At 43.0% G+C, this 4,928-nt stretch carries 3 protein-coding genes and 1 riboswitch; of the genes, 1 reads left to right on the top strand and 2 read right to left on the bottom strand.

Annotated features, from left to right (window positions below; genetic code table 11):
- Window positions 1-105 precede the first annotated feature (105 nt).
- The gene (metE, locus tag MTN95_RS21420; RefSeq protein ID WP_248339940.1) at window positions 106-2,394 is read right to left on the bottom strand and encodes a 5-methyltetrahydropteroyltriglutamate--homocysteine S-methyltransferase; all 2,289 of its coding nucleotides are present in this window, start codon (window positions 2,392-2,394) and stop codon (window positions 106-108) included.
- A gap of 128 nt (window positions 2,395-2,522) precedes the next feature.
- Window positions 2,523-2,678: riboswitch (SAM riboswitch) on the bottom strand.
- Between the two features lie 131 nt (window positions 2,679-2,809).
- The gene (gene isp, locus MTN95_RS21415) at window positions 2,810-3,769 is read right to left on the bottom strand and encodes a serine protease Isp (RefSeq protein ID WP_024121126.1); all 960 of its coding nucleotides are present in this window, start codon (window positions 3,767-3,769) and stop codon (window positions 2,810-2,812) included.
- Between the two features lie 222 nt (window positions 3,770-3,991).
- Between isp and rsbRB the strand changes: the two genes are divergently transcribed.
- Window positions 3,992-4,825, top strand: coding sequence for an RsbT co-antagonist RsbRB (gene rsbRB, locus MTN95_RS21410; RefSeq protein WP_044156176.1), 834 nt, complete (start codon window positions 3,992-3,994; stop codon window positions 4,823-4,825).
- Window positions 4,826-4,928: the final 103 nt, after the last annotated feature.

The following is a 4,928-nucleotide window of genomic DNA, read 5'->3' as shown; positions in this document are numbered from 1 at the left end:
CTGTATCTAAAATACAATAAGCATCTAAAGAAACAAAAAAAGCTTGTAGAAAAAACATCGTTTTCTCTACAAGCTGACCATCTGCATTTGCAGATGGTTTTCGTATTATACAAGCTGTGTCTGCTTAGCTCTTGCCTGTTTCGCCGCTTCAACCATATTTTTTAAGGCTGCGACTGTTTCTTCCTGCTGTCTTGTTTTTAAACCGCAGTCAGGATTTACCCAGAAACGGTCAGTCGGACATACGGCAAGCGCATCAACGATAATGTTGTACATTTCCTCAGTTGACGGGACACGGGGACTGTGAATGTCATAAACACCAAGACCGAGCCCTTTCAAATACGGATGGTCTTTTAAGTAATCCAAAAATCCTCCGTGGCTTCTGCTGTGTTCGATCGTAATGACATCAGCGTCAAGATCATTGATCGTATCGACGATGTCTTCGAAGTTGCTGTAGCACATATGTGTATGAATTTGTGTTTCATTTTTCACGGAAGAGGTTGTTAATCTGAATGCTTCGGCAGCCCAAGTCAAATACTCATCCCAATCACGGGTTTTTAACGGAAGGCCTTCACGCAGGGCTGGCTCATCGACTTGAATGATTTGAATGCCCGCGTCTTCAAGCGCTTTTACTTCTTTGCGGAGGGCGAGTCCGATTTGGAACGCGATTTCTTTTCTCGAGATATCGTTCCGAGGGAAAGACCAATTTAAAATCGTAACAGGACCTGTCAGCATTCCTTTTACATGCTTGGATGTTAACGATTGAGCGTATACAGTATCTTTCACTGTCATCGGTTCAATAAACTCTACATCTCCATAAATGACCGGCGGGCGTACACAGCGTGAACCGTATGATTGAACCCAGGCGTACTTCGTAAAGGCGAAGCCGGCCAGCTTTTCACCAAAGTATTCAACCATGTCTGTCCGTTCGAATTCACCGTGAACAAGAACATCAAGATCCAATTCCTCCTGAATATCAATCCATCTTTTCGTCTCCGCATTGATAAAGTTTTGGTATTGTTCATCAGACCACTCGTTTTTCCGCCATTTTTGGCGTGCGCTGCGTACTTCAGCAGACTGCGGGAAGCTTCCGATTGTTGTTGTCGGCAAAAGCGGGAGTCCGAGAGATTCATTTTGCAGGGCTAAGCGTTCTTCAAACGGAATCGGACGCTTGAAGTCTTTATCGCTTAATTGTTCAAGCTCTTTCTTTTGTTCAGAATGGGCTCCTGTTGCAAATTGTTTGAGCGCTTTGATGTCCGCTTTCGCTTGCTGAATTTGTTCACTGATAGCGGCTTTGCCTGACACTAAGCCTTCTTTTAAAGCTGTCAGCTCTGCCAGTTTTTCTTTCGCGTAGGACAATCCGTTCAGCAGATCCTGTTCCAAATGCTCATCTGGGTGTTTCGCTACCGGAACATGAAGCAGGCTGCTGGAAGGCTGAATCCACAATTCATCAACCTGTGCAATGCTGAGGATATGAAGCACGGCATCCAGGCGTTCTTCAAGATCCGCTTTCCAAATGTTGCGTCCGTCTATGACACCGGCTGCCAGCACTTTATCTTTCGGAAAGCCGTGGGTCTTAAGCTGTTCCAGGTTTCTGCCTTTATCATGAACGAAATCAAGCCCGATGCCATGTACAGGATAAGAAATAAGCTCCTCATAAGCATCAACAGAATCGAAATACGTTTGCAAAAGCACATTCAAGGAAGAAAGCTCATTTGTGATGCTCTCGAATAACTCTTTTACGCCGCGTACATCCTCAGCTGAAGCGGTGACAAGCGCAGGTTCATCAATTTGAACCCATTTTACGCCTTCTTCTTCAAGCTCTTTTAAAAGCTGTACATATAACGGCACGAGACGTTTTTGAATTGCTTTTGCTTCAGATGGCTCGTAGCCTTTTGCGAGCGTGACGAACGTATAAGGGCCGACGATAACAGGTTTTGTTTCAACGCCGTACTCCTGTTTGATTCGTCGGTAATCTTCAAGCTGTTTGTTTCTTGTCAGGCGGAACTCTAGGCTCTCGTCATATTCAGGCACGATGTAATGGTAGTTTGTATTAAACCATTTTGTCATTTCACTTGATACGGCGTCTTTTATTCCGCGGGCGATGGCGAAGTATGTATCTGTACTGTCAGTCAGGTGTCTGAAGCGTTGCGGGATCCAGTTGAAACTGACCGCAGTGTCAAGAACATGATCATACTGTGTGAAATCAGAAACAGGCACAACATCAATCTGCTGGTCAATTTGCGTTTTCACTGCGGATAAGAATAATTCATCGATTTGCTTCAAAAACGTATCTTTATCGCTGTTTCCTTTCCAATACGCTTCAAGTGATTTTTTCCATTCTCTGTTCAGTCCGATTCTTGGAAATCCTAAATTTGATGTTTTGATTGTTGTCATTGTTTCTCCTCCTTTATATGTAAAACACTCTTGTTGACCCGCGGATACAGGCTGTTAAGAGGTTTTCTCACAACTAAAAAGCCTCTTTCCCATGAGAGAAAGAGGCTTTTTTGCAAAACATACAGCCTCTCTCATCTCTCAGAAACAATCTGATGGAATTAGCACCGTGCCTTAAGAGATATAAATCTCGGCGCGAAAATCAGTGCGCCCCATTTCACAATGGAATTACGGTCGGTTGCTGTTGGGGTCAAAAGGCCAATCCCTCGCCCAACTCTCGATAAGAGAAAATGTTATTAATTTTTTGAAAAGTTGAATCATTTGTTGGTAATCTTAACAGCAATTCAAATTCATTGTCAACAAAGATTTTGAAATTTTTTTTACAAATGACGGTATATATTATATGAGAAAAATAATATTATAGGGTCAGTAAATGTGACTGCTCTGCTTTCTCTGACAGCTCATCAGGAGCGGTTAAATACAGGAATCCATTCCCCGCCAATGTTTTTGCGATATCGAGCGGAAGTGTCCTGCGGATCAGCTGCGCATAAAGCTCAGATTCTGAAAGCTCTCTTTGAAAAGATTCTTCTTCAAAGCTTTTAATTAAAGCAAGCGCTCCGCTGACATGAGGGGCAGCCATTGAAGTGCCGGTAAGCTTCCCGTATTTCTTGTTGGGAAGAGTGGATAAAATGTTTTCACCAGGTGCAACAAGATCAATCTCTTTGTTAGCGTTTGAAAATTCTGACGATTCACGCGCTACTGAAACAGATCCAACCGCAATTACATCATTATACGCAGCAGGATAGGAAAGCTCCTCTGTGCGTTCGTCGCCGTCACCTTCATTTCCCGCAGCACAAACGACTAACACTCCGTTTTTGACGGCGTTTTTGACCGCTTCCTCCAGTTCAGGCACATCGCTCGGTCCGCCAAGGGACATTGAGATGATATCAGCTTTTTGCTCAACAGCATAGTTAATGCCGTTAATAATCCATTCGTACTTTCCGCTGCCGTTTTCACCGCCAAGCACCTTTACAATTAAAAGGCTTGCCTCAGGCGCAACCCCGGCGATGCCGCCGTTTGAATCGTTAGCCGCAATCGTTCCGGCAACATGTGTGCCGTGTCCGTTGTAGTCGGAAATGGCATCTTCCTTGCCGCCGTCATCATCTGTGAAATTCTTTCCGCCGATGATTTGGTTTTTCAAATCGGGATGGCTCGTATCGCAGCCGGTGTCCAATACAGCAATTTTTACGTCTTTGCCTTTAACCCCTTTTGCCCACACTTCTGGCGCCTTAATCACTTTAATACCCTCAGGAAGCTCGTTCACATCCATAATCTGCTCATTCGTCACATACGGGATCAAGCGGATTTCACCATTCATAAAAAAGCCCTCCTTTTTTATGCTTGCAAGTGGATACAAGGGTGTTATCTCACATTATATGAAATAAGCAGCCGCTCGGACAGAGTCGTTTGAAGCATTTTGAAAAAATAGGATACAATCCAATGGATTAGTAATTTTCAAAATAATGGATGTCTCTAGCGTGTATGGCTGGGATTCAGCTGTCAGTCAAGTTATAATAGAAGTTGGGAAAGGAGCAGTGTGATGAAACTGAATGAAAAAATATTTGCGTTTTTTTCTGAGCATGTAGAACAAATGGCCGAGGAATGGATTGACACAATGGAGGAAAGCGATCCGAATTCGATTTATGCCTTACATAATGCAACTGTAACCGAGGAGCTGAAAGAGCAGGACAGAGAGTTCTACCGGCATCTGAATTACATGTATGTTTTACCGGAAAAACAATTTCTCGATGAATTTCAACAATGGGTTATTGAACTGACGAATGATCAAAAACATCTTGATACCCCGGTGCAATACGTCATCCGTGAGTTTATGAGAAACCGAAGATTATATACGAAGTATTATGAGAAGTTCGCAGAAGAAAACGAGTCGGCATTTGGACCGGGAGAGAAACAAAAATGGGCCGATTTGATTGTGAAAGTTTTTGATTTTACCATTTATACATTCGTCGATCACGCTGAATCGAATGCAAAACAGCAATTAAATGCCCAGAGAGAAATGATACTGGAATTAAGCTCGCCTGTCATTACTCTGAGCAAAACGACAGCTCTGCTGCCGCTTGTCGGTGATATTGATACTGAACGGGCAAAGTTTATTCTTGAGAACACGCTTAATGCATGTGCGAAAAGACGCGTTGAGCATCTGTTGATCGATCTTTCAGGTGTCGTCGTTGTTGATACAATGGTGGCGCATCAAATCTTTAAACTGATTGAGGCGCTTACTTTAATCGGTGTCAGATCCACATTGTCTGGAATCAGACCAGAAATTGCGCAAACCGCTGTACAGCTTGGAATTGATTTTACGAACATTAATATTAAAACCAATCTTGCCCAAGCATTGAACTATCATCAATAATAAAAAAGCCGCTATTCAACATAGCGGCTCAGGCTGTCGAGAAAATCTCGACAGCCTTTATTTTTTCTTAAAATATCCATTCTCATGTAATAAAATAAAAGAA

Origin of the sequence: Bacillus sp. 2CMS4F (assembly GCF_023161785.1) — a bacterium.
Lineage (GTDB): Bacteria > Bacillota > Bacilli > Bacillales > Bacillaceae > Bacillus > Bacillus halotolerans.
The sequence above is the reverse complement of the archived record's forward strand: the minus strand, read 5'-3'. Positions and strand labels throughout refer to the sequence as shown.

Coding starts and splice junctions, on each gene's coding strand:
- metE (WP_248339940.1), bottom strand. CDS start 2,394: ATGACAACAATCAAAACATCAAATTTAGGATTTCCAAGAATCGGACTG.
- isp (WP_024121126.1), bottom strand. CDS start 3,769: ATGAATGGTGAAATCCGCTTGATCCCGTATGTGACGAATGAGCAGATT.
- rsbRB (WP_044156176.1), top strand. CDS start 3,992: ATGAAACTGAATGAAAAAATATTTGCGTTTTTTTCTGAGCATGTAGAA.